This is a genomic window from Phytoactinopolyspora endophytica, assembly GCF_004138495.1.
Taxonomy (GTDB): domain Bacteria; phylum Actinomycetota; class Actinomycetes; order Jiangellales; family Jiangellaceae; genus Phytoactinopolyspora; species Phytoactinopolyspora endophytica.
This window is the reverse complement of the sequence record NZ_ML142849.1, coordinates 548,375-550,618: the sequence shown is the minus strand read 5'-3', so window position 1 is coordinate 550,618 and position 2,244 is coordinate 548,375. Positions and strand designations below refer to the sequence as shown.

Annotated in this window: 2 protein-coding genes; one reads left to right on the top strand and one right to left on the bottom strand. The window is 66.4% G+C overall.

The window, feature by feature from the left end; all coding sequences use genetic code 11:
• Positions 1-350: 350 nt before the first annotated feature.
• Positions 351-1,898 carry a golvesin C-terminal-like domain-containing protein gene (locus ELR45_RS02450; RefSeq protein ID WP_129663122.1) on the top strand — a complete coding sequence of 516 codons (1,548 nt, stop codon included), beginning with the start codon at positions 351-353 and terminating at the stop codon, positions 1,896-1,898.
• A gap of 212 nt (positions 1,899-2,110) precedes the next feature.
• Here ELR45_RS02450 and ELR45_RS42420 read toward each other — a convergent pair whose 3' ends face one another.
• Complete coding sequence (locus tag ELR45_RS42420) at positions 2,111-2,230, bottom strand: LPXTG cell wall anchor domain-containing protein (RefSeq protein ID WP_420813796.1); 120 nt, start codon at positions 2,228-2,230, stop codon at positions 2,111-2,113.
• Between the last annotated feature and the right edge of the window lie 14 nt (positions 2,231-2,244).

Below are 2,244 nucleotides of genomic sequence, written 5' to 3'. Positions count from 1 at the left end.
CTGCGCCGGTGCTTTCTCGGCCCGCCGTCGCTCGCGGGCGTGACTCTCGGGTACGCCGCACCGGACCGACGGAGCGATCTCCAGCGCGGGTTGCGGACCGTCGTCGAGATGTTCGCTCGCCTGAAGCGGGGGAGCTCGGCTCTGCGGGCAGAGGGCCGTGATGAGCCATGAAGGACGTCTGATCGCAGTGCGGATGACGTGAGCGAGCCTGTCATCCTCTGGTTCGGTTCTGGGCACCCTCGTGTGCGGTTTCCGGTGGAAAGAATTTCCCTCATAGGGGTCGACGGCGGCAAAGATCGCAAATATATTTCAGGACGACCGGAGATCGTGCGGAGATCGAAGGAGAAGAGATGTCCGTTGTGCCCCCGTCCGTTCCATCGACATCCACGTCCCCGACCGTTAGTCGGCGCCGGGCGCTCGCGCTCGGCGGCGGCGTACTCCTCGGCGCAGTCGCCGGAGGGTCCGCTGTCACGCTGCCGGCGCAGGCGCGCACCGGAAACGGATTGGCGGAGGCATTCGACGCCGCCGCCGGCGCGCATGGAGTGCCCCGCGACCTGCTCATCGCCCTGGGTTATGCCGAAACCCGGCTGACCAGTCACGATGGTCCTAGCCAGGCGAACGGTTACGGCCTGATGCATCTGGTCGACAATCCCTCGCACCGCACTCTCGCGGAGGCCGCCAAGCTGACCGATCACTCCAGGAAGAAGCTGAGTACCGACGAGTCGGCCAACGTCGACGGTGCGGCCGCCGTCCTGCGTGCCTATGCGGACGACGCCGGCATGTCCGCAGGTAACCGCAAGGATCTGGGCGCGTGGTACCCGGTGGTGGCGCGCTACTCGGGCGCCAGCGATCCTTACGTGGCGCGGCTCTACGCCGACGGCGTCTATCAGGCACTCTGGAGCGGCGCGAACGCTTCCGGAGTGAAGCTGGATCCGAACCCGGTGGAGCCGAACCGGTCCGTGGCGACGCGCGAGGTCGGTGTGCTGACCGATGACTACCCGCCGGCGTTGTGGGTGGCTGCCCACTCGAGCAACTACACATCGGCGAACCGCCCGAGCAGCCATCCGATCAACTATGTGGTCATCCACATGATGCAGGGCAGCTACGCAGGCAGTATCTCGTGGTTCCAGAACCCGTCGTCCAACGTGTCGGCGCACTACTGCGTGCGTTCGTCCGACGGGCAGGTCACACAGATGGTCAGGCACCGTGACTACGCATGGCATGCCGGGAACTCGACCTACAACCAGCGGTCGATCGGGATCGAGCACGAAGGCTACTTCGACCAGGCGTCGTGGTACACCGAGGCGATGTACCGCTCGTCGGCCGCGCTGACCCGGCACATCTGTGAGATGCACGGGATCCCGATGACCCGGGACCGCATCATCGGGCATAACGAGGCGTCGTCCACGCCGTGCCCCGGTCAGATATGGGACTGGTCCCGGTATATGGGCTACGTGACCGAGGACGACGGAGGCGGCGGAGAACCGGTCTGGGACGTCGTCGTCGATGCGGCGTCGGACGATGTGGCGGCCGGCTCGAGCTGGGAGCAGTCGTCGTACTCGAGCCAGAAGTACGGCGACCATTACCTGTTCAACACGCCCGAGCCGGTATCGGACCCGGTGTGGTACAGCGCTGACCTCCCCGAGGCAGGCACGTACCGGGTCGAGGTCTGGTATCCGTCCGACTCCGGCTACAACGATGCCACGCCTTACATCGTGGCGACCTCCAGCGGCAACCAGACGGTCAATGTGAACCAGCGGACCGGCGGCGGGGGATGGCGGTCGATCGGGACGTTCACCATGTCCGCCGGGCGCCACGAGGTGGTCGGCGTGAGCCGGTGGACCTCGGGCGCCGGCTACGTGATCGCCGACGCGATCCGTGTCTCCCTGCTCGAGTAGATGCCGCGGTATGCGGATCGTCCGGCCGAGTCTCCGGCTGCGGAGTAGATTTCGACCGTATGGTGCGAGCAATCGTGTGACGCTTGGTCGGTGGTGGGTGTCGTAAGCGTGGTCGCGCCCATTCCGACCGCTCCAAGCGGTCGGAATGGGCGCGACTGGGCATGCGAGCTTTAGACGGCCTTTCCGGAACGATCCGTGCTCGCGCGGTTGTTTTACGCGGCGGTGGTCGGGCGCGTCCTCCTCGTCATTGGGAGAAGCAGGGCTCCGCCGATGAGGAGGACCGCACCCGCCACGGCGATCATGGCCACGCCCGCTCCTCCGGTGTCGGGCAGCGGCTCATCGCCTG